Here is a 25,215-nt window from a genome sequence, read left to right on the forward strand (position 1 = left end):
GCCGCGCCCGACGGTGCAGTCTTTCAGCGGCGCAGAAGTGCCGATCGCGATCGACGCCGAGTTGACGCAGGCGCTGCGTCAATTCAGCCGACAGCATGGCGGCACGCTGTTTATGACGGTGCTGGCGGCCTGGAGTCTGGTGCTGGCGCGCATGGCCGGACAGCAGGAGCTGGTGATCGGCACGCCGGAGGCCAACCGCAGCCGGCTGGAAACCGAATCGCTGGTCGGTTTCTTCGTCAGCACGCTGGCGCTGCGCATCGATCTTCGCGACGATCCGGATCTGCCGACGCTGCTCGAACGGATCCGCCACACAGTGCTGGCGGCGCAGGAAAACCGCGATCTGCCGTTCGAGCAGGTGGTGGAGCTGGTCAACCCGCCGCGCCATCTGGGCTATACCCCACTGTTCCAGGTGATGCTGGCCTGGCAGGACGGCTCGGTGCGCAATATTCCGCTGCCTGGACTGCAGGCCGAGAGCGCCGAGTTGGGCTATCGGATCGCCAAGTATGATTTGACGCTCGATCTGGCCGATAACGGCGAAGGCATCAGCGGCACGCTGAACTTCGCCACGGCGTTGTTCGATCGCGCCACCGCCGAGCGTTACGGCGCCTATCTGGTGCAGGTGCTGCGGGCGATGGCGACAAACGCTTCGCAGTCTGCTTCGCATATCGACCTGCTGCCGGCCGCTGAGCGCGAACTGCTGTTGTATGGCTGGAACCGAACCGCGGAAGCTTATCCGGCGCAGAACCCTGTTCACGTCCAGTTTGAACAGTGGGCGCGGCGCACGCCGGATGCCATCGCGTTGGTAAACGAGGCGGATAGCCTTAGCTACGCGCAATTGAACGCCCGCGCTAACCAACTGGCGCACCAACTTATCGGACAGGGCGTACGCCCCGGCGACCGCGTGGCCACGTCGCTCGAACGCAGTTTCTCTCTGGTCATTGCCCAGTTGGCGATCCTCAAGGCGGGCGCCGCTTATGTGCCGCTCGATCCGCACCTGCCTGTTGCGCGGCAGGCGTGGATCATCGGCGACAGCGGAACGACGTTGATCCTGTGCGATCGCGATCTCGATCGCGAGATAGCCGGCGAGATCGAATGCCTGCGTATCGATCGTTTGCGGCAGGATCCGACCCACGATCCGGCGGTGGCTCGCGCCGGCGACGCACCGGCTTACATCATGTATACCTCGGGCTCGACCGGCACGCCTAAAGGCGTGATGGTGACGCATCAAGGCATCCTCCGGCTGGCGATTAACAATCGGTTTGCGGCGTTCGAACGCGGCGATCGCTTTGCTTTCGCCGCTAACCCGGCATTCGACGCCAGCACGTTGGAAATGTGGGGCGCGTTGCTCAATGGCGCCAGTCTGGCGATCATTGCGCCGGAGGTATTGACGGATGCCGATGCGTTGGCGGCAGCGCTGGTGCGGCAAGAGATTAACGTCTTGTTCCTGACCACGTCGTTGTTTAACCAATATGTCCATAGCATCGCCGCGACGTTGGCGCAGTTGAAATATCTGATCAGCGGCGGTGAAGCTGCGGATCCGCACGCCTTTGCTCGTATGCTGAAAGAGGCGGGGCCGGTGCGTCTGGTCAATGCCTATGGGCCAACGGAAGGCACCGTTATCGCCACTGCGGCGATAGTTGAACAAGTGGGGCCATGGCAACGCCTGCCGATCGGCCGGCCGATCGGCAATACGCACATCTATCTGCTGGATGAGCATTTGCAGCCGGTGCCGCTCGGGGCCACCGGTGAGCTCTATATCGGCGGTGCCGGCGTGGCATTGGGTTATCTCAATCGCGCCGAACTGACGGCAGAACGGTTCCTGGCGGATCCCTTCAATCCCGGAGACCGGATCTATCGTACCGGCGACCTGGCGCGCTACCTGCCGGACGGCAATATCGACTACCAAGGCCGTAACGATCGGCAGGTGAAAATTCGCGGCTTCCGCATCGAATGCGGTGAAATCGAGGCGCGAGTGGCTGGTCATCCGGCGGTGCGCGAAGCGGTGGTGGATGTCCTCGGCGAAGCGAACAATAAACGGCTGGTGGCGTGGGTGGTGCCGGAGGCTGAAGCGGACCGCCAGACGTTGGCGGTGACGCTGCGGCAGTATCTGGCGGGCATGTTGCCGGAGTTTATGCTGCCGACGGCCTGGGTTGCGCTGGATACGCTACCGCTGACGCCGAACGGCAAGTTGGATCGGCGCGCGCTGCCTGAGCCGCAAGAGGACGCCTACGTGCGTGAGGTTTACGCCGAACCGGAAGGCGAGCTGGAAACGCTGCTGGCGGGGATCTGGCGCGAGTTGCTGGGCATTGAGCGTGTAGGACGTCACGATAACTTCTTCGAACTGGGTGGCCATTCGTTGCTGGCGGTCAAACTGATGGCGCAGCTGCGCCGTGTGGGGTTGAGCGCCGGGGTACAAACGCTGTTCACCGCGCCGACGCTGTCGACGTTGGCGCAGACATTGGTCACGCAGCAAGAGGTGAGCGTGCCGGCCAACGGTATCCAACCGGGTTGCGCTTCCATTACGCCGGAGATGTTGCCGCTGGCGGCGCTGAGCCAGCCGGAGATCGACGCGGTGGTGGCGCAGGTGCCGGGCGGTGTGGCCAACGTACAGGACATCTACGCTTTGTCGCCGCTGCAGGAGGGGATTTTGTTCCACCATCTGCTGGCGGAGCAGGGCGATCCGTACCAGCTGTCCGCGGTGCTGCGTTTCGACAGCCGTGCGCGTCTGGATGCCTGGCTGGCGGCGATGCAGCAGGTGATCGACCGCCATGACATTCTGCGCACCGCGTTCATCACCCAGGGCGTGTCTTCGCCGGTGCAGGTGGTGTGGCGCAAGGCCGAGTTGTCGCTGCAAGAACTGCGGCTCGATCCGGCGCAGGGCGATATCGGTTCGCGGCTGACGGCGTTGTTTGATCCGCGCCGCGTACGGCCAGACCTGACGCGCGCGCCGTTACTGAGCTTTGTCGCTGCACGGGAAGAGGAGGGCAGTTGGTGTGTGCTCCAGCAGTGGCATCACCTGATCGGCGACCACTCGACCCTGGCGGTGATGCAGGAGGAAATCAATCTGATCCTGGCCGGACGCGGAGACGAATTGGCCAAGGCGCCGCCGTTCCGCAACGCGGTGGCGCAGGCGCGGCTCGGCGTCAGCAACGCTGAACACGAGCAGTTCTTCCGCACTCTGCTGGCGGATATCGATGAACCGTCGCTGCCGTTCGGCCTGAGCGATGTGCATGGCGAAGGGCGAGATATCTCGACGGCGCACCTGGCATTGCCGCATGCGCTCAATCAGCAGCTGCGGCGGCAGGCGCGACGGATGGGCGTCAGCCTGGCCAGTCTGTGCCATCTGGCCTGGGCGCAGGTGCTGGCGCGCGCCACCGGCCGCGATGAGGTGGTGTTCGGCACCGTGTTGCTGGGCCGCATGCAGGCCGGAGACGGGGCGGAACGGGCGCTCGGACTGTTTATCAACACCTTGCCGCTGCGGCTGGATGTCAATGAGGTTGGCGCAGAATCGGCGGCGTTGCAGGCGCATATCCGGCTGAGCGGACTGCTGGCCCATGAGCATGCGCCGCTGGCCTTGGCGCAGCGCTGCAGCGGCGTCGCCGCGGGCACGCCGCTGTTCAGCGCCCTGCTGAACTATCGGCATAACAGCGGCGAGGAGACTGCCTTGCCGGCCGGCGTGACGCTGTTGGATAGCCAGGAACGCACCAACTATCCGTTCGTGCTGTCGGTCGAGGACGGCGGCGATTCGTTGGGCCTGACGGCGCAGGTCAGACAGCCGATTGAAGCGCTGCGCGTGTGCGGTTACATGGCGCAGGCGTTGAGCGCCTTGGCGCAGGCGCTGGAAGAGGCGCCGCAGACACCGATCTGCGAACTGGACGTGATGCCGGATGAGGAGTATGCGCTGCAGCTGTGCAGTTGGAATCATACGACGGAACCTTACCCGGCGGATACCTGCGTGCACGAACTGTTTGAACAACAGGCGCAGTTGACGCCACAGGCCGTCGCCGTGATCCAGGGGGCGCGGCAGCTCAGTTACGCGCAGTTGAATGCGCGCGCTAACCGGTTGGCGCACCGGCTGATTGAGCGCGGCGTACAACCGGGCGATCGGGTCGCGGTGCGGCTGACGCGCAGCATCGAACTGGTTTGCGCCCAACTGGCGATCGTCAAGGCCGGTGCGGCGTATGTGCCCCTCGATCCGCAACTGCCGACCGCGCGTCAGGCGTGGATCGTCAATGACAGCGGCGCGTGTCTGATGCTGGCAGAGACCGCCGGCAATGAGGGCATTCCGCAGCTGCCGGTCGAGGATTGCGAAGGCAATGACGGTAATCCGGCGTTGCGATTGTCGAGCGGCACGACGGCCTACATCATGTATACCTCCGGTTCGACCGGTACGCCGAAAGGGGTCATGACGCCGCACCAGGGCATTACTCGTTTGGTGCGCAACAATCGCTACGCCGCCTTTGACGCTGAAGACCGCGTTGCCTTTGCCGCCAACCCGGCGTTTGACGCCAGCACGATGGAGGTGTGGGCGGCCCTGCTGAACGGCGGTGCGCTGGTGGTGATAGCGCCGGAGGTAATGATGGAAGCCGAACGTCTGGCGGCCGAACTGCAGCGTCATCGCATCACCACGCTGTTCTTGACCACCGCGTTGTTCAATCAGTATGTGCACAGCATCAGCGGCGCGCTGGCGCAGCTGAAATATCTGATCAGCGGGGGGGAGAAAGAGGATCCGGGCGCTTATGCGCGGTTGCTGCAAGAACAAGGGCCGGTGCAACTGATCCATGCCTATGGGCCGACGGAAACCACGACCTTTGCGACCACGGCGCGTATCGAGCGGGCCGAAGGGGAGGCGCGTTTGCCGATTGGTAAACCGATCGGCAATACCCGCACGTACTTGTTGGACGCCCGTGGGCGCCCGGTGCCGATGGGGGCGATAGGAGAACTGCACATCGGCGGCGTGGGGGTGGCGTTGGGATACCTGAACCGGCCGGAACTGACGGCGCAGCGTTTCCTGAGCGATCCGTTCAACCCGGTCGGCGGCGGCCGCATGTATCGTACCGGCGATCTGGCGCGTTATCTGCCGGACGGCTGTCTTGAATACCAAGGGCGGTGCGACCAGCAGGTCAAGTTGCGCGGGTTCCGCATCGAACCGGGCGAGATCGAGGTGCAGCTGGCAGCGAGCCCGTGGGTGCGGGAAGCGGTGGTGCAGGTTTGTTCGACGGAGCACCACCCGCGTCTGGTCGCCTGGATCGTACCGGCGGCCGAGGGGGAACGCAGCGCGCTGCAAGGGCAGTTGCGGGCCTATTTGAGCGAACGGTTGCCGGAGTACATGGTGCCGTCGGCTTATGTCTGGCTGGATGCGCTGCCGTTGACCGCCAACGGTAAGTTGGATCGGCGCGCCTTGCCGGAGCCGGAGTGTGCGGCAGTCGGCGCTCGGGAGTATGCGGCGCCTCAGGGTGAGACCGAAACGACGCTGGCGCGGGCATGGTGCGAGCTGCTCGAGATTGGCCAGATAGGACGCCACGACAATTTCTTCGAGCTCGGCGGCCATTCACTGCTGGCGGTGCGTCTCTCCAGCCAACTGCGTCAGCAAGGCATCACCTTGCCGGTACAGGCGATCTTCAACCATCCGATCTTGGCCGAATTGGCCGAACGGATCGATCGTCGCACCGCCGAGGCTCCGCTGTGCAAAGCGGTGCCGGCTCGCAGCAGCGGCAGCCGACCGCCGCTGTTCTTCGTCCCGACCGGCTTTGGCGATCACTCTTATGTATTTGAATTGGCCAAGGAGATCGATGAAAGCTTCCCGGTCTACGCTGTGCCGTGGCCGGCGGTGGAGGAGAAGCCGGCGACCATGAGCGACATGGCCGCCAGCGCCGTGGCGTTGATTCGCGAAGTGCAGCCGCAGGGGCCCTACCATCTGGCGGGGTACTCTTCCGGCGGGGTGTTGGCCTATGCCATCGCCGAGCAACTGCAATCGAGCGGGGAAGCGGTCGCTTTCCTGGGGCTGATTGACACGTTGCGGCCGGTGGAGGCGATGCACAGCCCGGTCCAGCTGTTGCTGAACTGGGTGGAATCCACGCAGGAGAGGCCGGATCCGCAGTTCTGTCAGCAGTTGGCCGAGCTGCCGTTACCGGAGGCGATAGCGGCCGTGCAACGCGCTGGGATCAAGACTCAGCGTGCGGAAGTGGCCGACGAGGCGGCTCTCTGGCAACAGCGACACCATTACGCCAAGCTGGTGGAAGCGACTCAGGTGCAGCCTGCATCGCTCAAGATCCATCTTTTCAAGGCGAAGCAGGAGCAGGTTTCCGCCAATTCGCAGAACGAGCAGTTCCAGGCGTACTGGCAGAAGATCAAGCAGGCGGGATATTGCCGCGAAGACGCTTCCGCGCTGGGATGGGATAGGCTGTTGCCGCCGGCGACCGTCCGCGTCAGTCAGGTCAACGGCGACCATGTGTCGATGATGGAGCATCCGGTTCACCGGCGTGAGCTGGGCCAGCACTTCAATCTGGCGTTGCGCGATCTCGGACAGGCGTAAGTCGGCGGGATAGACGATCAGAAAGCCCTCGCAAGAGGGCTTTTTTTATCCGGTGACAACGCCCCGATGGCGCCGATGAACCTTTGTTTACCCGTTGGCGGCTTTGACGAGTTCCACCACCAACGGTGAAAGCTCGCCGCGCAGCGCGGCGCGTTCCGACTGGAACAGCGTGGCGGCGTAAAAACGCCGGCCCGGCAGTTCGATGGCGCGTACGTCGCCTTCGGTGTCGTGGCCGCTGATGATCAGCGGGAAACGCTGCAGATCGGCGACGAAGTCCGGATTCACGCCGAAGTTGCAGTGGTAGCCTTCATGGGCGTTCAGGCTGCCGTAGGCCTGCGCGACGCGGGTGTCAGGCTGAAAAACGATGTCGCCGGTTTTTTCCACCAGCGAACAGCTCAATGGGGCGATCACCAGCCGGCCACCGCTGTCGGTTTCCGCATGACCAGCGTCGTGCCAGCCCATCACATTACGGGCGTATTCGACGATGGCGTATTGAAAACCGCCGCAGGAGCCGAGGAACGGCACGTCGTTTTCCCGCGCATGACGGATCGCCATAAAGGCGCCGTCGTCGTGACGATACGGGCTGCCCGGCACCACCCAGATGGCGTCGAAATCTTGCAGCGCGTCGGGGGAGGTCAGGGTTTCGGTCGGGAGCCACTGGGGCTGAACGTCGATGTCGAGGTGGGCGGTGGTGAGCTGGAGCGCCACGGGGATGGCCTGGTGGGCCACGGCTTGCGGGTTGTAATCACCGACCAGAGCAATGCGGACTTGAGCTTTCATCATTTCCTTTCCTGTGCGGGTAAAAAAGGAGATTACAGGAAAGCGGGATCCCGAGCCGCAGATTTTTTAAACGCGGCGCACAAAAAAGCCCGGCGTTGGCCGGGCTGAAAAAAGAGGGTCAGTACAGCGAGGGCGCGCCAGCCGGTCGGGTTTTGAAACGGCGGTGCAGCCACATGTATTGCTCCGGCGCCCGCATGATCTCTTTCTCGATCACTTTGTTCATGTAAGCCGCGGCCGCCTGTTCGTCGCTCAGCGGATAGTCTTCCAGAGCCGGTTGGATCAGCAGGTCATAGCCGCGGCCGCCTTCGCGGCGGATCAGCACCACCGGCACCAGCGCCGGGTTGGCCATGCGCGCCAGCATGAAGGTGCCGCTGGTGGTGGCGGCCTTATCGACGGCGAACAGCGGCGCGAATACGCTGCCGCGCGGGCCATAGTCCTGATCCGGCGCGAACCACACCGCCTCGCCGCGCTTGAGCGCATGCACCATGCCGCGCAAATCCTTGCGATCGATCATCGCCTTGTTGGAACGCATGCGGCCTTTGGTCTGCGCCCATTCCATCGCCTTGTTGTTATGCGGACGGTACATCGCCATCATCGGCTGACACAGGCCCATCGCCCGGCCGCCCAGCTCCAGCGACATAAAATGCACGCCGATCACCAGCACGCCGCGATCGTCGCGCTGCGCCATTTTGAGGTGGTTGATGCCGGAGACGTTGAACCAGCGCTTGACGCGTTTATCTGACCAGAACCATGCCATGCCGGTTTCCAGCAGGCCCATGCCGAGGGATTCGAAATTGCCCACCACTTTGCGCTCGCGCTGCGCTTCGTCCATCTCGGGGAAGCACAGCTCGAGGTTGCGACGGGTGATGGTGACGCGGCGCTTGAGAAAACGCATCGAGGTGCGTCCCATCCACACCCCCAGACGGTAGAGCAGCGGATAGGGGAGCTGTACCAGCAGGAACAGCAGAGCGAGGCCGAACCAGGTTAGCCAGTAGCGCGGGTGCAGCAAGGCCAGTTGAAATGCTTTGGCTGATTTCATAGAAACTCGTTTTATACGTTAAAAGGGGCAGCAAGCTGTAACGCATAAAGGTTCCACTCGATAGCGATACGACTACTCAGACACCCGGGTACGGCCAGGGTTTAGTCGGAATTCCATAATTGACTAAACATTTACATTCGAAGGGCGGTTTGCGCTGCTATCAGGCTTCGGAGGGATAGCTGTTGGCCAGCGGAGGCGGCTCTAGGAATGCTTATGCTACACAGGGTACGGGGTGTGGCGGAAGAGGGGCATGCGAATATTCTCATTCACGTTGCCCCTGAGTTGAGGATTGGCGAGTTTTACAGGCTGGGAATGATAATCGCGGCGAAGATCGCGGCGATCACCAGCCATTTCAGCAGGTAGTAACCGCGGCGGTTGCGCGCTTTCAGGCGTTGGCCGGCATCGCGCACCGCGTTGACGTATTTGAAGATGCGGTTGATGCCGCCGGTGCGGTCCTGATCGTCGTTCGGCGAACTGGCCGCCGACATCAACGTAGCGCCGACCCAGTGGTTGACCGCCTGTGCCCAGCGCCATTTCATCGGCCGCTCGACGTCGCAAAACAGAATGATGCGCGTCTGATCGGTGGCGTTCTGCGCCCAGTGCACGTAGGTCTCGTCGAAGATCACCGCCTCGCCGTCGCGCCAGCTGTGCTGCTCGCCGTCTACTTCGATGAAGCAGCGATCGTCGTTGGGCGTCATCAGCCCCAGGTGATAGCGCACCGAGCCGGCGTAAGGATCGCGGTGTTTACCCAGGTGGCTGCCGGGCGGCAGCTCGGCGAACATCGCCGCCTTGACCGACGGGATGCGGTTGAGCAGCTCGACGGTTTTTGGACACAGCGTCTGCGCTGAAGGGTGACTGTCGCTATACCATTTCAGATAGAAACGTTTCCAGCCGCGTTTGAAGAAGGTGTTGAAGCCGGCATCGTTATGCGACTGCGCCTTTTTGATGTGATCCTGCAGGCGCACCGCTTCTTCGCGGATCGTCTGCCAGTTGTCGGTCAGCGTCTGCAGCTCCGGGAAGCCTTTTTCGTCGAAATAGGGCTGTTTGGCGGGCAAACGGGAGAAACCGGTCATAAACATGTTGATCGGCCCCATAAACGTGGAGTGATCGAACAGCTGACGGGTAAGCTTTTGTTTCTCTTTGCCGCGGGAGTGTGCGTAGAGGAAGCTGATGATAAAAATGCCGATAATGATTGCGGCAACCATAGAATCCATCCCTGTTAGTGCTTGTTAAAAATTCGTACAAATTATAGTTTTGTGACAGGAAAAATTTAACTTTTTCGTGCGCTTTCCCCGCTCATGCTGCTTAGTGGCATAAAAAATCAATAAAACTGTTTGTAATAAAATTTTATATCGATTTTTTTGGTTTTAGTCCTATTCTTAAATCGCTCAAGGGGCGTTTCATGCCATCTTGTTTCATGACGAATGGCACGTATCTGAGAAAAGAGGGACTTATGAAGAAATCAATCATTGCCTTGTCTGCACTGCTGCTCGCTTCCCCGGTTTTCGCTGCTGAAACTGCGACCGACACCGCCGCTCACGCCAGCAACGAGGTCGTCGCTGAGGCGCATAAAGGGGCGGATACCGCCAAAGAAAAGCTGCACCAGTCTCAGGACAAGGGTGAAGAGCTGAAGCTGAAAGCCAAGCACGCCGCCGAAGGCAAGAGCGATAGCGTCGGCAGTAAAGTGAGCGAAGGCTCGCAAAAAGCCTGGCACTCCACCAAACAGGGTACGGAGAAGGCTTGGGACAAGACCAAGCAAGGGGCGGAAAGCCTCAAAAACAAAGCGACCGAGTAAGGTCTCCGCTTTTTACCCCAAGGGCCGCGTTGCGGCCTTTTTTATTGCCTGCAAACCGGGCGTGCCCCAAAGAAAAAGGCGCTTATCAAATGAGATAAAGCGCCTTTTCAACACGTTAACTGACTAGTATCAGTTCATGCCGTATTTTTTCAGCTTCTTACGCAGCGTGCCGCGGTTGATGCCCATCATCAGGGCTGCGCGGGTTTGGTTGCCACGGGTGTATTGCATCACCATGTCCAACAGTGGCTGTTCAACTTCAGCCAGTACCAGCTCATACAGGTCATTTACGTCTTGACCGTTCAGTTGAGCAAAATAGTTCTTCAGTGCTTGTTTAACCGAGTCACGCAGAGGCTTTTGAGTCACCTGATCTTGTGAGTTAACGGTAGAAACGGTCAGTACGTCAGAATTTACGCGTTGTTCGAACATAGTTCTGTCAGCTCTTTTTTTACGCTAAGATTTTCGAAATATGCCTCCAACGCCTCCAGCTGTTCGCTGGCATCCTCTATGGCGTTGAATGTGCGCCGAAACTGGTCATTCGGAGCGTGTTCCTGGAGATACCAGGACACGTGCTTACGAGCAATCCGGAATCCCTTGCCTTGGCCATAGAAGCCGTGCAATTCCCGAATGTGCCCAATCAACAAGCGCTTCACCTCGCCAAGCGGCATCGGCGGCAGCAACTCCCCAGTGTCCAGATAATGCTGGATTTCCCGGAAGATCCAGGGTCTCCCCTGAGCAGCGCGGCCTATCATCAGGGCATCGGCCCCGGTGTAGTCGAGCACTGCTCTGGCTTTATGCGGGTCAGTAATATCCCCATTCGCGATAATCGGAATGGAAACACTCTGCTTAACTGCCCGAATGCTGTCGTATTCCGCGTTGCCGTTAAACAGACAGGCGCGGGTTCGGCCGTGAATCGTCAGGGCCTGAATACCACAGTCTTCGGCCAGTTGGGCAATCTCTACACAGTTACGGTGCTCTGGCGCCCAGCCGGTGCGAATCTTCAGCGTTACCGGCACATCCACCGCGTCGACCACCGCGTGGAGGATCCGTTTAACCAGATCCGGGTACTGCAACAAAGCGGACCCGGCAAGCTTCCGGTTCACTTTTTTGGCCGGGCATCCCATGTTGATGTCGATGATCTGCGCGCCGCTGGCCACGTTGATACGCGCGGCGGCGGCCATATCATCAGGATCGCATCCGGCAATTTGCACGGAGCGGATCCCAGGTTCATCGCTATGCACCATACGCAGACGCGACTTATCCGTCCGCCACACCTCCGGGTTGGAGGAGAGCATTTCGGATACAGCCATCCCAGCACCCATTGCATGACAGAGGGTTCTGAACGGGCGATCTGTAATACCGGCCATCGGGGCCGCAATCAGGCAATTAGTAAGCTGGTGGTGTCCAATGCGCATAGACAAAGAGTGACCATACTGTGTCCGCAAGGGCGCGTATATTACGCATTTTTGCGTCGAGATGAAAGGCCAAACTTTAACCAATTGGCCCGATATTAGGACGAAAAATACGCTACGCGGCGATTCATAAAAATATTATATATATTTTACAATAAGTTGACGAAAAGTGCTTATTTTGTGTGCGGCAAAATATTCGCCTTTGCGCAGGATATTATCTGCATTCGCCCGCTATTTTTGCCGGGATAGCCTGCCTGGAAGGCGCATTCTCAGGGCGATCCGTCGTTGAGCGGCGAAAAATTGCATAAAATTTTGTGCCGCCCGAGGGCCGATCGCCGGACAAAAAAAATCCACCGGCGCAGGGCCGGTGGACGAGAGGGGCACTATACCGTGACGCTTACTTGCGGCGACCGGTAATGCGGCACCACTCTTCGCGCTCGGCGACCGGGTCGAGCGTGAACTTCTCTGCGTAGGCTTCCGCTACGCTGCTCGCCTGGCTGGCCAGCACGCCGGACAGCCCCAGATGGCCACCGGCCTTCGGCAGACAGCCGATCAGCGGCGCCAGCTCGCGCAGCGGGCCGGCGAGGATGTTGGCGACCACCACGTCCGCCAGCAGGTCGGCAGGCTGGTCTTTCGGCAGATACAGCTCCAGACGCTCTGAAACGCCGTTACGCTGCGCGTTGTCGCGGCTGGCCTGAATGGCCTGGGGATCGATGTCGATGCCGATAGCGCGCGCCGCACCCAGCTTCAGCGCGGCGATCGCCAGGATGCCGGAGCCGCAACCGAAGTCGATAACGGTTTTGCCGGCCAGATCGAGGCCGTCCAGCCACTGCAGGCACAGCGCGGTGGTCGGGTGGGTGCCGGTGCCAAACGCCAGGCCCGGATCGAGCATCACGTTGACCGCGTCGGGATCGGGCACGTCACGCCAGCTCGGGCAGATCCACAAGCGCTCGCCGAAGCGCATCGGATGGAAGTTGTCCATCCACTCGCGCTCCCAGTCCTTGTCTTCCAGCTGTTCTATCTTGTGGCGGAAACCGGCGCCCAGCAGCGGGTGCTGTTCCAGCATCGCCACCACCTCGGCCATATCGGTTTCGGCGTCGTACAGGCCGATCACATCGGTATCGCCCCACAGCAGGGTTTCACCCGGCAAGGGTTCGAACACCGGATTGTCGTGGGTGTCCTGGAAGGTCACCGACACGGCGCCGCTTTCCACCAGCGCGTCGCTCAGGTCTTCCGCCTGGCTGCCGGTGGTGTTCAGTTTGAGTTGGATCCAAGGCATAGCAATTCTCTTCAAGAGGGTAATGATGACGCCGCCCGGCGCTTTTCGCCGACGACGTTACCGAGATAAAACGCCAACAGGCTGAGCAACAGCGAAGGCACGATAGGGTGCAGCCCCGCCGGTTGCAGGTTGAAGCTGGCCAATAGCGTATAGCATACCGCACCCGACACCATTGAGCTAAGCGCTCCCTGTGCATTGGCGCGTTCCCAATACAGGCCCAGCACCAGCGGCCACAGGAAGACCGCCTCCAGCCCGCCGAAAGCCAGCAGGTTGAGCCAGATGATCATCTCAGGCGGCCGCCAGGCCGCCAGCAGCACCAGCAGACCGAGGATCAGCGTGGTCAGGCTGGAGAAGCGCTTGATCAATCGCTCGTTGTGGATCTGCTGCGGCCGCACGCCCAGGTAGAGATCCTTGATGATGGTGGCGGAGGATTGCAGCAGTTGGGCGTTGATGGTCGACATGATCGCCGCCATCGGCGCCGCCAAAAAGATCCCGGCGGCGTACGGCGGCAGCACGGTGATCATCAGCGTTGGGATCACCTGATCGGGGATCTTGAGATCGGGCAATACCGCGCGGCCGAGCGCGCCGGCCAGGTGCATGCCGAACATCAGCACCGCCACCACTACGGTGCCGAGCAGAATGCCGCGATGCACCGCCTTGCTGTCCTTGTAGGAGATGCAGCGCACGGCGGTGTGGGGCAGGCCGATCACCCCAAAGCACACCAGGATCCAGAATGACGCCATAAACGGCAGGCTGAGGATCTGATCGCCGCCCTGCGGCGACACCAGCGCCGGATCGATCTGCTGCAGTTTGCTTACTGCGCTGTCCAGTCCGCCGGCGGCATGGATCACCGCCACCAGCAGCAGCACGGTGCCAAGCAGCATCACCAGCCCCTGCATGGCGTCGTTCAGCACGCTGGCGCGGAAGCCGCCGAAGGCGGTGTACAGCGCGATGCTGATGCCGAAGATCAGCAGGCCGGTGTCATAAGGAATGCCGGCGGCGGTCTCCAACAGGCGGGCGCCGCCGATGAACTGCACCGTCATGGCGCCGAGGAACGCCACCAGCAGGCTGAGGCTGGCCAGCCACACCAACAGGCGGCTTTGGTAGCGGCCATACAGCATGTCATTGAGGGTAATGGCGTTGTAGCGCCGCGCCAGGATGGCGAATTTCTTGCCCAGCACGCCGAGCGACAGCCACACCGCCGGCAGTTGGATCATCGCCAGCAGTACCCAGCCCAGGCCGTATTTGTAGGCGGCGCCGGGCCCGCCGATAAACGAGCTGGCGCTGATGTAGGTGGCGGTCAGGGTCATCGCCAGCACAAAGCCGCCCATCGAGCGGTTGCCGAGGAAGTATTCGCTGAGGAAATTTCCGTTCTGACGGCGGCGATAGGCATACACCGACAGGCCGAACACCAGCAACAGGTAGGCGACCAGCGGCAGGATCACTTCAGTTTGCATCGCTGTCCTCCAGCGAAATGTCGCGGAACACCGTGCGCACCATCAGCCAGCACAGGCCGATGAACAGCAGCGGCACCAGCAGGCAGGCCATTTCGAACCAGTGCGGCAGGCCGGTGACGCCGATGGCGCTGTCCGGCAGGTAGGCCGCCAGCCCCCAGGCCAGCAGGTAGAGCAGCGTCAGCCCCAGCGCCCAGCGCGCTTCGCGGTGCGCCTGAATAAAGCGTTTGTCCATCCGTGTCTCCCATAGGTTTACGGTGATGGATTCATCAAAGGTAGGGAATTTTACGGCATGACGGCGTTTTGCCAAGCCGTTACTGGCGTCAGCGCCAAAGAAAAAGGCCGGTGATTAACCGGCCTTTCGTCAGACGATGCTGCGTGCCTGCTTAGGTTTCCTGCAGACCCAGCTTCTTCTCCAGATAGTGGATGTTGGTGCCACCGTGCTGGAAGTTTTCGTCGTTCATGATCTTCTGCTGCAGCTCAACGTTGGTTTTGATGCCGTCGATGATCAGTTCAGCCAGGGCGTTTTTCATGCGGGCAATCGCCACGTCACGGTTTTCGCCGTAGGTGATCAGTTTGCCGATCATGGAGTCATAGTACGGCGGTACGGTATAACCGGCGTAGATATGAGATTCCCAACGCACGCCGAAACCGCCTGGCGCGTGGAAGCGGGTGATCTTGCCCGGGCTCGGCAGGAAGGTGTTCGGATCTTCGGCGTTGATACGGCATTCTACCGCATGGCCGTGGATCTTCACTTCTTCCTGTTTGATCGACAGCGGCTGACCGGCAGCGATGCGCAGCTGCTCTTTGATCAGATCCACGCCGGTGATCATTTCGGTAACCGGGTGCTCTACCTGAATACGGGTGTTCATTTCGATGAAATAGAACTCGCCGTTTTCATACAGGAACTCGAAGGTGCCCGCACCGCGATAGCCGATTTCCACACAGGCTTTCGAGCAGCGCTCGCCGATATAGCGGCGCATTTCGCTGGTGATGCCGGGCGCCGGCGCTTCTTCGACCACTTTCTGGTGGCGACGCTGCATGGAGCAGTCGCGCTCGGCCAGATAGATGGCGTTGCCCTGGCCGTCGGCCAATACCTGAATCTCGATGTGACGCGGATTCTCCAGGTATTTTTCCATGTACACCATGTCGTTGTTGAAAGCCGCTTTGGCTTCCGCTTTCGTCATGTTGATGGACTGCTCCAGGTCTTTGTCGCTGCGCACGACGCGCATGCCGCGGCCGCCGCCGCCGCCGGAGGCCTTGATGATCACCGGATAACCGATGCGCTTGGCGAAGGCACGGTTTTTATCCATGTCATCGGTCAGCGGGCCGTCGGAGCCCGGTACGCAGGGCACGCCGGCTTTTTTCATGGCGTTGATCGCGGAAACCTTGTCGCCCATCAGGCGGATGGTTTCGGCTTTCGGGCCGATAAAGATGAAACCGGAGCGTTCAACCTGCTCGGCGAAGTCGGCGTTCTCGGACAGGAAGCCGTAGCCCGGGTGGATCGCCACTGCGCCGGTGATTTCCGCCGCCGAGATGATGGCCGGGATGTTCAGATAGCTTTTTACCGATGGCGCAGGACCGATGCAGACGGTCTCGTCGGCCAGCAGAACGTGTTTCAGATCGCGGTCGGCCGCGGAGTGAACCGCAACGGTCTTGATGCCCAGTTCTTTACAGGCACGCAGGATGCGAAGCGCGATCTCGCCGCGGTTGGCGATAACAATTTTATCAAGCATGGGGGCGCCTCGTTATTCGATGACGACCAGCGGCTCGTCATATTCGACCGGCTGGCCGTTTTCCACCAGGATGGCTTTCACGACGCCGGACTTGTCCGCTTCGATCTGGTTCATCATTTTCATGGCTTCAACGATGCACAGGGTATCGCCGGCGTTCACTTTCTGGCCCACTTCCACGAAGGCTTTCGCGTCCGGGCTTGGGGTGCGGTAGAAGGTGCCTACCATTGGGGAACGAACGACGTGGCCACTCACGGCCGCCGGTGCTGCAGGGGTTTCTGCCGCAGGCGCGGTGGCAACGGCGTTAGCCAGGGCTGGCTGCTGCTGTGCCGGCATCGCGTAGGCCTGCTGCATGACGGGATAAGCCTGCGCCGGTGCGGCACGGCTGATGCGAACCGATTCTTCGCCTTCAGAGATTTCCAGTTCAGAAATGCCTGATTCTTCAACCAGTTCGATCAGTTTCTTGATTTTACGAATATCCATGAGTGTGATTCCGTACTCTTTTTGTGGAGCAATTAGTGGGTTTTCGACAGACGGTTAACCGCTGCCTGTAAAGCGAAAGCGTAGCCATCCGCGCCGAGGCCGCAAATCACGCCTACCGCTACGTCTGAGAGATAAGAGTGATGGCGGAAAGGTTCGCGGGCGTGCACGTTGGACAGGTGGATCTCGATGAACGGGATCTGCACCGCCAGCAACGCATCGCGCAGCGCCACGCTGGTATGCGTGAACGCCGCCGGATTTATCAGAATGAAATCGGTATTGCCGCGCGCCTGATGGATGCGATCGATCAGCTGATGCTCGGCGTTGGACTGCAGATGGCTCAGGGTAATATCCAATGCGGATGCCTGGTTTTCCAATCCGTTAACAATCTCTGTCAGCGTCGTGCTGCCGTACTTCTCCGGCTCACGCGTCCCCAGCAGATTGAGATTGGGGCCGTTCAGAAGCAAAATGTGAAACTTATCCGCCATTGTGCTGGTATCTCCGGCAATAAAACCATCATCGTAGAAAATAACCCGATGTTACCGATTTGTCACCTGTTAAGGGGCAAATTCACCCTGAGAACAGAAACAAGGTCGGGCATTATAACGATATCGTAGCAATTCGCAGCTAAATACTGGTCTTATCAGCGAAGATATTCAACCCCAAATCGACGAACTCGGGGAGCCGTGACAGGAATATGAGCGCTGGAACACAAAAAAAGTTCCCGCCGGCGGCGCGCGTTTTTCAGCGGCAATCCCACGCGCCGCCGCGCGATTCAGCGCCACCAGGCGCGGAATTTCTTGTAACGCAGGCCCAACAGCGCCACCGCCAACAGCGCGTAAATGAACGGCTGGGGTGAAAACGTTTTGACCGACCACAGATAGTGGATGGGCGCGAGGATCGCCGCCAGATAGACGAAGTTGTGCAACGTTTGCCATTTGGCGCCCAGTTTGCGCATCGCCCACAGCGTCGAGGTGGCCGCCAGCGCCAGCAGGATCAGCCAGGTGAGGATGCCGAGCGTCAGATACGGGCGGTTCACCAGCTCGCTGCCCAGCAGGCCGAGATTGCTCAGCCCCAGTTCCAGCGTGGAGTAGCTTATCAGGTGCAACGTGCCCCAGGCAAAGCACCACAGCCCGACCAGGCGGCGGCAGCGGATCAGCAGCGGTTGCCGGGCGTAGCGCGCCAGCGGGGCGATAGCCAGCGTGGCCAGCAGCAGTTTCAGCGTCATCCTGCCGGTAAAATGCTGAATGTCCTTGGACGGATCGGCGCTGAACCAGCCCTGATCCACCGCCAACACCAGCCAGAGAAAGGGCAAAAACGCCGCCAGATGCAGGGCGGCTTTCAGCCATTTGATATGAACAGGCGTCAGGCGCACTTAGAAATTCTCCCGCAGGTCCATGCCGTGATACAGCGACGCCACCTGATCGGCATAGCCGTTAAACAGCAGGGTCGGTTGGCGTTTGACGTCGAGTATGCCGCCGGCGCCGATGAAACGCTCGGTGGCCTGCGACCAGCGCGGATGATCGACGTGCGGATTCACGTTGGCGTAAAAACCGTACTCGTTCGGCGCAGATTGGTTCCAGGTGGTCGGCGGCTGATCGCGTACCAAACGGATATGCACGATCGACTTGATGCCTTTGAAGCCGTATTTCCACGGCGTAATCAACCGCAGCGGCGCGCCGTTTTGCGGCGGCAGGGTTTTGCCGTACACGCCGACGGTCAGCAGCGCCAGCGGATGCATCGCCTCGTCCAGCCGCAGCCCTTCGACGTAGGGATATTTCAGGCCGCCGCCGATAAAGCGATCTTTCTGGCCGGGCATCTGTTCCGGATCGTACAGCGTCTGGAAGGCCACGTAGCGCGCGTTGCCGTTCGGCTCGGCCAGCTTGAGAAGCTTGCCCAGCTCGAAACCGATCCATGGCACCACCATCGACCAGGCCTCGACGCAGCGCATGCGATAAATGCGCTGCTCCAGCGGGAAACGCTTCATCAGATCGTCGATATCCAGCGTTATCGGCTTCGCCACTTCGCCGTCGATGCGCACTTTCCAGCCTTCGGTCTTCAGCCCGCCGGCGTTGGCGGCCGGATCGGCCTTGTCGAGGCCGAACTCATAGAAGTTGTTGTAGCCGGTGACCTTGTCTTCCGGCGTCATCGCCAGCTGCGCCTGCCAGGCGGCCGGTTTGCTGAATTCCAGCGCTTTGCCCGGCGGCGCCTTGGGACGATCGTTGCCTTTGAACCACGACAGCAGGTCCGCCTGTGCGCCGGTAGGCAGCGCCAGCGTGGCGGCGGTGATGCCGAGCGCCTGCAGCACTTTGCGCCGCTGGTGGAATACGCTCTCCGGCGTGACGTCGGCCTCGGTCAATTTGGGGTGTTTGTTCATGCTTATGTTCTCCGCGACTGATGCCCGCCACCCGCGAGCGGTTAACGGGGCTCCATGAAATAAGCATGGCGCTAAAGCCGGCCGGAAGCGAGGGGACGCGGGAAAATATGAAATTTCGCAGACGCCGGTGAGCCCCCCGTCGCCGGGGGGAGTCCGTCAGCGGATTTTCACCAGAGTGCGGCCGGTGATTTGGTTGTTCAGCAGCGCGGCGGCGGTGGCCGGCGCCTGTTCGAGGGTGATTTCGTGCGTGGCCTGCTGATAGAAACTGTCCGGCAGAATGCCGGCCAGCCGTTCCCAGGCGGTTTGGCGGCGATGCAGCGGCGTATGCACCGAGTCCACCCCTTGCAGGCGCACATTGCGCAGAATGAACGGCATCACGGTGGTCGGCAACTGATAGCCGCCGGCCAGGCCGCAGGCGGCGACGGTGCCGTTATAGTTCATCTGCGCCAGCACCCGGGCCAGCAGTTTGTCGCCGACGGTGTCCACCGCGCCGGCCCACAGCTGTTTCTCCAGCGGACGCGGCGTGTCGATATAGCCATCGCGCGACATCACCTCTTTGGCGCCGAGCGCTTTCAGGTAGTCGGTATTGCTGTCGCGGCCGCTGATGGCGGTCACCCGGTACCCCAGCGCCGCCAGCAGGGCGATGGCGGTGCTGCCCACGCCGCCGCTGGCGCCGGTAACCAGGATATCGCCGTCGTCCGGGTGTACCCCGCCTTCCTCCAGCGCCATCACGCACAGCATGGCGGTAAAGCCGGCGGTGCCGATGATCATCGCCTTGCGCTCATCCAGGCCGTTCGGCAGCGGCACCAGCCACTCGCCGGAGACGCGAGCCTGCTCGGCCAGGCCGCCCCAGTGGTGTTCACCCACGCCCCAGCCGGTGAGCACCACGCTTTGCCCCTCTTTAAAGCGAGCGTCACCGCTGTGGCGCACGGTGCCGGCGAAGTCGATGCCCGGCACCATCGGGAAATGACGCACGATCTTGCCTTTCCCGGTGATCGCCAGCGCATCCTTGTAGTTCAGGCTGGACCAGTTGATGTCGACGGTAACATCGCCTTCCGGCAACCGATCGCTGCCGATATCTTTGATATGAGCCAGAGTTTGGTCGTCTTGTTGTTCCAATAACAGTGCACGCATGTCACTCTTCCTCTCGTTTACACTTTTCTATCAATGGCTGAATCACATTTATTTGACTATATGCATAATAAGCGGCCCAAGTCCTGATAAAGGACAAAAACGGCGCTTGCAGGTTTAATTCCTCAGCAAGGCTTGTTAGGGTTGGACGGCCCCTTTTAGCTAAAGGGTGAACACTCACTTAACCATAGCGGACAAGGCACAGGGATGCGATTTACCACCAAACTCTCTGCATTGATCACTCTGTTGGTCGCGCTGGCGATGTTTTTGATGCTGATGGGATGCTCATACAGCTTCTTTTACGTTACCCAGGATCGCCAGGAGCGTCGCTTTGATTCGCTGGTCACGTCTCTCGATCAAGCCATGTTGCGCGAGTCGCCGCGCGATCAGGAGAAATGGTTGCCGATTGTCATGCGCCCGCTCGGCATTGTGTCGATCCGCGTAGAGGCCGGCGCCAGCAAGCTCCTCGACTATAAATTGCCGACGGCGAAAAAAGAGCCCTGGGATGCGCTGAACGGCTATCGTCAGGTCTCGCGCCCGCTGTTGCAGCACCCGGGCAGTACGCTGCAAATCACCTACCTCGATCCCTTCGCCAGCGATGTGCGCACGTTGCAATCCACGGCCGCCGTCACGCTGTCGATCGTCGTTATGGTGGTGATTTTGCTGTTCAGCCTGCGCTGGCTGCGTGAACAGGCCGACGGCGAGGATCGTCTGGAGCGCCGCGCGCGGCGCATTCTGAACGGCGAGCGCGAAAACGTCATGCAGGGCGACGTGCGCGAATGGCCGGCCAACGTCAGCGGGGCGCTCGACCGCCTGCTGGCCGATCTGGCGGAAGCCCGGGAGGAGCGCAGCCGGGTCGATACGCTGATCCGCGCCTTCGCCGCGCAGGACGCCAAAACCGGGCTGAACAATCGCCTGTTCTTCGATAACCAATTGACCACTCAGCTGGAAGAGGAAGGCTCGCACGGCATCGTGATGATGGTGCGGCTGCCCGATTTCGAGACCCTGCGCGACACGCACGGCAGCGTAGCGGTGCAGGAGCTGATGTATTCGCTGGTCAATCTGCTGTCTACCTTCGTGATGCGCTATCCGTCGGCGCTGCTGGCGCGCTATTTTCACAGCGATTTTACCGTCTTGCTGCCGCATCGCACGCTGAAGGAGGCCGACGGCATCGCCTCACAGCTGGTCAACGCCATCGATGCCTTGCCTTCCACGGCGATGATCGACCGTGAGGCCTTCCTGCACATCGGCATCGTGGCGTACCGCAGCGGCCAGACCACGGAGCAGGTGATCGATTACGCGGAGCAGGCGACGCGGCACGCCACGCTGCAGGGCGAAAACGGTTGGTACGTGTACGACAGCCAGGTGCCGGAAAAGGGGCGCGGCAGCGTCAAGTGGCGCACGCTGCTGGAACAGGTGCTGGCGCGCGGCGGCCCGCGGCTGTATCAGAAACCGGCGGTGACCGTGGAAGGCGAGGTGCACCACCGTGAGATCATGAGCCGAATTTATGACGGCGCCCAGGAATTGCTGCCGGCGGAATATATGCCGCTGGTGGAGCAATTGGGGTTGGCGGAGAGTTACGATCGCCAACAGGTGAGCCGCATCATCCCGTTGCTGGCGCAGTGGCCTGAAGAAACGCTGGCGTTCCCGCTGTGCGTGGACTCGATTTTGCAGCGCTCTTTCCAACGCTGGCTGCGCGATACGCTGTTGCAGTGCGAAAAAAGTCAGCGTCGACGAATTCTGATTGAACTTGCGGAGGCAGATGTGTGTCAACATATCGACCGTTTGCGTCCGGTGCTGAGGTTGCTGTCAGGGCTGGGTTGCCGCCTGGCGGTGTCCAAAGCGGGGTTAACCGTGGTCAGTACGTCCTATATCAAGTCGTTGCAGGTGGAGATCGTCAAGCTCCACCCGGGGTTGGTGCGGAGTATCGATAAGCGGGACGAAAATCAGCTGTTCGTGCAGAGCCTGACCGGCGCCTGCGCGGGCACGCGCGCTCAGGTGTTCGCTGCCAGCGTACGTACGCGCAACGAATGGCAGACGCTGAAAGAGCGTGGGATCCATGGCGGGCAGGGCGACTTTTTCGCGTCGCCGGAACCGATCGACGTGGGGCGTAAAAAATATTCACGTCGTTATCGTGTTTAAGCTGATTGACGGACAAAAATTGACGTAGAATGAGGACCGGATCCATCTGGGCCTCGTTACCGTCTTTTTGGAGTTTTTTCCAAACTGCCTGCGACAACAACGCCTATTTGAGATAGGCTCTTGTCTGCCTTTATCTGGTTGACGTTGGTAGGTGCTTACCACCGGCGGCAATCAGGGAATATGTTAGATTTTATGAGCTGTGTTACGCCGTTTCGTGCGTTGACAGGGTGGTAAACTGAGCCTTTGTTCAGGGAATTCAGGCCTCATCCAATTTCCGTGCATTCGAGCAGAAACAATACAGACTATTTTTCACCGAAGTAGAACGTTTTTGCGCCTTGTCGCTGCTTCGTGTGGTTGGTAAAGTAGGCGGATTTTATTTTCCGCCCCCAGCTTGCAGGATTATCCTTTCGTTATGTTTAAGAAATTTCGTGGCATGTTTTCCAACGACTTGTCCATCGACTTGGGTACCGCCAATACCCTGATTTATGTTAAAGGGCAAGGCATCGTACTGAATGAACCTTCGGTGGTTGCCATTCGCCAGGATCGTGCCGGCTCCCCAAAGAGCGTAGCGGCCGTCGGTCATGACGCCAAACAGATGCTGGGCCGCACCCCCGGCAACATCGCGGCTATTCGCCCGATGAAAGACGGCGTGATCGCCGACTTCTTCGTGACCGAAAAAATGCTGCAGCACTTTATCAAACAGGTTCACAGCAACAGCTTTATGCGCCCAAGCCCGCGCGTGCTGGTCTGTGTGCCGGTCGGCGCAACCCAGGTTGAACGCCGCGCTATCCGCGAGTCCGCCCAAGGGGCCGGCGCGCGTGAAGTGTTCCTGATTGAAGAGCCGATGGCGGCGGCGATCGGTGCAGGCTTGCCGGTTTCCGAAGCGACCGGCTCCATGGTGGTGGATATCGGTGGCGGTACCACTGAAGTGGCGGTGATCTCGCTGAACGGCGTGGTGTACTCCTCTTCCGTGCGCATCGGCGGTGACCGTTTCGATGAAGCCATCATCAATTATGTGCGCCGCAACTATGGCTCGCTGATCGGCGAAGCCACCGCAGAGCGCATCAAGCACGAAATCGGTTCTGCCTATCCGGGCGACGAAGTGCGCGAAATCGAAGTGCGCGGCCGTAACCTGGCTGAAGGCGTACCGCGCGGCTTTACCCTGAACTCCAATGAAATCCTCGAAGCCCTGCAAGAGCCGCTGACCGGCATCGTCAGCGCGGTGATGGTTGCGCTGGAGCAGTGCCCGCCAGAATTGGCCTCCGACATTTCCGAACGCGGCATGGTCTTGACCGGCGGCGGCGCGTTGCTGCGCAACCTCGATCGCCTGCTGATGGAAGAAACCGGCATCCCGGTCGTGGTGGCGGAAGATCCGCTGACCTGCGTGGCGCGCGGCGGCGGCAAGGCGTTGGAAATGATCGACATGCACGGCGGCGATTTGTTCAGCGAAGAATAGTCAGCCCCTGGAAGGAGGAATCGTATCGGATGAATGCGCACAGCGAAAATCGGGTACGGTTCCTCTTTCTGTTGTCGAGGAACTCGCATAATTTATGAAGCCGATTTTTAGCAGGGGGCCTTCCCTGCAACTGCGACTTTTTTTGGCGGTGATCGCGGCCATTGGCCTGATCGTTGCCGACAGCCGGCTCGGCACGTTCGTGAAGATACGTAACTACATGGACACCGCAGTCAGCCCTTTCTATTTTCTGGCCAACGGGCCGCGTAAAGTTTTGGACAGCGTGTCGGAAACGCTGGCCACCCGCCAACAGCTGGAGCTGGAAAACCGAGCTCTGCGGCAGGAACTGCTGCTGAAAAACAGCGATATTCTTCTTCTTGGCCAATTCAAGCAGGAAAACGCCCGCTTGCGCGAGCTGCTGGGTTCCCCGCTGCGCCAGGACGAACACAAGATGGTCACCCAGGTGATCTCCACCGGTTCCGATCCGTACAGCGACCAGGTCGTTATCGACAAAGGGTCGGATAACGGCGTCTATGAAGGCCAGCCGGTGATCAGTGACAAGGGCGTAGTTGGCCAGGTCGTGGCGGTGGCGAAGGTGACCAGCCGCGTGCTGCTGATCTGCGATGCCTCGCACGCGTTGCCGATTCAGGTGCTGCGCAACGATATTCGGGTGATCGCCGCAGGCAGCGGCTGCGCCGACGATCTGCAGCTGGAACACCTGCCGAACAATACCGATATCCGCGTTGGCGACGTGCTGGTGACCTCCGGCCTCGGCGGCCGTTTCCCGGAAGGGTATCCGGTGGCGGTAGTCTCTTCGGTCAAGGTCGACAATCAACGCGCTTACACTGTGATTCAGGCACGGCCGACCGCCGGTCTGCAGCGCTTGCGCTACCTGCTGCTGCTGTGGGGCGCCGATCGCAACGGCGACATGCCGTTGCCGCCGGACGAAGTTCACCGCGTGGCCAATGAGCGCCTGATGCAGATGATGCCGCAGGTGTTGCCGCCTGCCGGTTCGGTCGGGCCGCAGCTGCCGGCGCCGGCCACCGGCGTGGCGCCGCAAACCGTCGCTCCGGCGTCTGCCCAGCCTCCAGCCCAGCCTGCCGCGGCGGGAGTGGTGCAATGAACAGTTACCGCAGCCACGGGCGCTGGATCATCTGGCTGTCGTTCCTGGTGGCGTTGGTGCTGCAAATCATGCCGTGGCCGGAACAGATCTACATGTTCCGGCCTTCGTGGCTGGTGCTGATCCTCATTTACTGGGTGATGGCCTTGCCGCACCGCGTCAACGTCGGCACCGGTTTCGTGCTGGGGTTGATCATGGATCTGATCCTCGGCTCCACGCTGGGCGTGCGCGCGCTGGCGCTGGGCATCATCGCCTACCTGGTGGCGTTCAAATTCCAACTGTTCCGCAATATGGCGCTGTGGCAACAGGCGCTGATCGTCGTGCTGCTGTCGCTGTCGATGGACGTGGTGGTGTTCTGGGCTGAGTTTTTAGTGATCAACGTCTCTTTCCGCCCAGAGGTGTTCTGGAGTAGTGTGGTAAACGGCATTTTGTGGCCGTGGTTATTCCTGTTGATGCGCAAAATCCGCCGTCAGTTCGCCGTACAGTAA

20 protein-coding genes are annotated in these 25,215 nt (G+C 60.5%); 6 read left to right on the top strand and 14 right to left on the bottom strand.

Features of this window, described 5'->3' with window-relative positions:
- Nucleotides 1–13 precede the first annotated feature (13 nt).
- Entirely contained in the window at nt 14–6,535 is a 6,522-nt protein-coding gene (locus ACUTQY_RS17455) for an amino acid adenylation domain-containing protein (RefSeq protein ID WP_442531658.1), read from the top strand.
- An 87-nt stretch (nt 6,536–6,622) separates the two neighbouring features.
- Here ACUTQY_RS17455 and ACUTQY_RS17460 read toward each other — a convergent pair whose 3' ends face one another.
- The 3 genes from ACUTQY_RS17460 to lpxO form a co-directional block, all read right to left on the bottom strand.
- Nucleotides 6,623–7,318 carry a CTP synthase C-terminal region-related (seleno)protein gene (locus ACUTQY_RS17460; RefSeq protein ID WP_422125032.1) on the bottom strand — a complete coding sequence of 232 codons (696 nt, stop codon included), beginning with the start codon at nt 7,316–7,318 and terminating at the stop codon, nt 6,623–6,625.
- Nucleotides 7,319–7,433: 115 nt separating this feature from the next.
- Nucleotides 7,434–8,354 (bottom strand): kdo(2)-lipid IV(A) palmitoleoyltransferase, encoded by a 921-nt coding sequence (gene lpxP, locus ACUTQY_RS17465; RefSeq protein WP_033651230.1) that lies wholly within the window; start codon nt 8,352–8,354, stop codon nt 7,434–7,436.
- Nucleotides 8,355–8,653: 299 nt separating this feature from the next.
- Nucleotides 8,654–9,559, bottom strand: coding sequence for a lipid A hydroxylase LpxO (gene lpxO, locus ACUTQY_RS17470; protein WP_033651231.1), 906 nt, complete (start codon nt 9,557–9,559; stop codon nt 8,654–8,656).
- 248 nt (nt 9,560–9,807) lie between these two features.
- Here lpxO and ACUTQY_RS17475 point away from each other — a divergent pair, with 248 nt between their 5' ends.
- Complete coding sequence (locus ACUTQY_RS17475) at nt 9,808–10,149, top strand: hypothetical protein (protein WP_016930249.1); 342 nt, start codon at nt 9,808–9,810, stop codon at nt 10,147–10,149.
- A 129-nt stretch (nt 10,150–10,278) separates the two neighbouring features.
- Here the strand turns inward: ACUTQY_RS17475 and fis are convergent, their stop codons facing one another.
- The 11 genes from fis to acuI form a co-directional block, all read right to left on the bottom strand.
- A complete protein-coding gene (fis, locus tag ACUTQY_RS17480; RefSeq protein ID WP_000462905.1) occupies nt 10,279–10,575 on the bottom strand; it encodes a DNA-binding transcriptional regulator Fis in 297 nt (98 codons plus the stop codon).
- Nucleotides 10,557–11,561: a tRNA dihydrouridine synthase DusB gene (dusB, locus tag ACUTQY_RS17485; RefSeq protein WP_033644443.1), complete on the bottom strand. Its 1,005-nt coding sequence runs from the start codon at nt 11,559–11,561 to the stop codon at nt 10,557–10,559. Before dusB ends, fis begins: the two co-directional genes overlap by 19 nt.
- Nucleotides 11,562–11,955: 394 nt before the next feature.
- Complete coding sequence (gene prmA / locus ACUTQY_RS17490) at nt 11,956–12,837, bottom strand: 50S ribosomal protein L11 methyltransferase (RefSeq protein ID WP_033644444.1); 882 nt, start codon at nt 12,835–12,837, stop codon at nt 11,956–11,958.
- Between the two features lie 11 nt (nt 12,838–12,848).
- Nucleotides 12,849–14,294 (bottom strand): sodium/pantothenate symporter, encoded by a 1,446-nt coding sequence (panF, locus tag ACUTQY_RS17495; protein ID WP_004936863.1) that lies wholly within the window; start codon nt 14,292–14,294, stop codon nt 12,849–12,851.
- Entirely contained in the window at nt 14,284–14,526 is a 243-nt protein-coding gene (locus tag ACUTQY_RS17500; protein ID WP_033644445.1) for a YhdT family protein, read from the bottom strand. The genes panF and ACUTQY_RS17500 overlap by 11 nt, the downstream gene beginning before the upstream one ends.
- Before the next feature lie 151 nt (nt 14,527–14,677).
- On the bottom strand, nt 14,678–16,027 hold the full coding sequence (accC, locus tag ACUTQY_RS17505; protein WP_033651233.1) for an acetyl-CoA carboxylase biotin carboxylase subunit: 1,350 nt from the start codon (nt 16,025–16,027) through the stop codon (nt 14,678–14,680).
- A 12-nt stretch (nt 16,028–16,039) separates the two neighbouring features.
- Nucleotides 16,040–16,507, bottom strand: a complete 468-nt coding sequence (gene accB / locus ACUTQY_RS17510; RefSeq protein WP_033636178.1) for an acetyl-CoA carboxylase biotin carboxyl carrier protein — start codon at nt 16,505–16,507, stop codon at nt 16,040–16,042.
- 32 nt (nt 16,508–16,539) lie between these two features.
- Nucleotides 16,540–16,992 carry a type II 3-dehydroquinate dehydratase gene (gene aroQ, locus ACUTQY_RS17515; protein WP_004936891.1) on the bottom strand — a complete coding sequence of 151 codons (453 nt, stop codon included), beginning with the start codon at nt 16,990–16,992 and terminating at the stop codon, nt 16,540–16,542.
- 287 nt (nt 16,993–17,279) lie between these two features.
- Nucleotides 17,280–17,879, bottom strand: coding sequence for a protein-methionine-sulfoxide reductase heme-binding subunit MsrQ (msrQ, locus tag ACUTQY_RS17520; protein WP_016930241.1), 600 nt, complete (start codon nt 17,877–17,879; stop codon nt 17,280–17,282).
- Nucleotides 17,880–18,881 carry a protein-methionine-sulfoxide reductase catalytic subunit MsrP gene (msrP, locus tag ACUTQY_RS17525; protein WP_033651234.1) on the bottom strand — a complete coding sequence of 334 codons (1,002 nt, stop codon included), beginning with the start codon at nt 18,879–18,881 and terminating at the stop codon, nt 17,880–17,882.
- Nucleotides 18,882–19,037: 156 nt separating this feature from the next.
- Nucleotides 19,038–20,015, bottom strand: a complete 978-nt coding sequence (gene acuI, locus ACUTQY_RS17530) for an acrylyl-CoA reductase (NADPH) (RefSeq protein ID WP_033644448.1) — start codon at nt 20,013–20,015, stop codon at nt 19,038–19,040.
- 204 nt (nt 20,016–20,219) lie between these two features.
- Between acuI and csrD the strand changes: the two genes are divergently transcribed.
- The 4 genes from csrD to mreD all read left to right on the top strand — a co-directional run bounded on the left by csrD (nt 20,220) and on the right by mreD (nt 25,215).
- Entirely contained in the window at nt 20,220–22,154 is a 1,935-nt protein-coding gene (csrD, locus tag ACUTQY_RS17535) for an RNase E specificity factor CsrD (protein WP_033644450.1), read from the top strand.
- Between the two features lie 412 nt (nt 22,155–22,566).
- A complete protein-coding gene (gene mreB, locus ACUTQY_RS17540) occupies nt 22,567–23,610 on the top strand; it encodes a rod shape-determining protein MreB (RefSeq protein ID WP_003855260.1) in 1,044 nt (347 codons plus the stop codon).
- A gap of 94 nt (nt 23,611–23,704) precedes the next feature.
- Nucleotides 23,705–24,730, top strand: coding sequence for a rod shape-determining protein MreC (gene mreC, locus ACUTQY_RS17545; RefSeq protein WP_033644451.1), 1,026 nt, complete (start codon nt 23,705–23,707; stop codon nt 24,728–24,730).
- A complete protein-coding gene (mreD, locus tag ACUTQY_RS17550; RefSeq protein ID WP_004936918.1) occupies nt 24,727–25,215 on the top strand; it encodes a rod shape-determining protein MreD in 489 nt (162 codons plus the stop codon). The genes mreC and mreD overlap by 4 nt, the downstream gene beginning before the upstream one ends.

This window comes from Serratia sp. TSA_130.1 (assembly GCF_052691795.1).